The organism is Psychrobacter sp. 1U2 (assembly GCF_051847575.1).
Window position 1 is genome coordinate 1 of sequence record NZ_JBPYDC010001593.1, and the last position, 567, is coordinate 567.

At 36.0% G+C, this 567-nt stretch carries 1 protein-coding gene; it reads left to right on the top strand.

Annotated features, from left to right (window positions below):
• A partial coding sequence (locus ACS8FD_RS23365) for a DnaA ATPase domain-containing protein (protein WP_439277608.1) occupies positions 1 to 567 on the top strand: 567 nt, incomplete at both ends.

Here is a 567-nt window from a genome sequence, read left to right on the forward strand (position 1 = left end):
TTTATTATTTTACTTCTGAAAAATTTATTAACCAATTAGTTTATTCATTAAGAAATAATAAAATAGAGGATTTTAAAAAGAAAATAAAAAAGGTTGATTTATTAATTGTAGATGATATTCATGTATTAGCTGGAAAAACGAAAAGTAGTAACGAGTTTTTAACGTTATTTGCTGATTTTACTAGTGGTGATAAGCAGCTGATTTTGGCTTCTGATCGTCATCCATCACAAATGACGGAGTTCGATGAACGCTTTAGATCACGCTTTTCTTGGGGGCTGACCGTAGCTGTTGATCCCCCCGAAATCGATACTCGTATGCAAATCTTGCAGAAGAAGGCAGCATCTTATGGAATGACACTTCCTAAAGAGTGCGCACTATTTATCGCTCAAAATGTGGTTTCTAATGTGAGGCGTTTAGAAGGTGCTTTAAATCAGGTATTTGCTAATGCCAATTTAACTGGTGCACCGATTACTCTTGAGATGGTGCAATATGCACTAAAAGATATCGTGGCAATGCGAGTGCAATCTGTCAACATGGACAACATCCGTAAAGTGGTCGCAGAATATT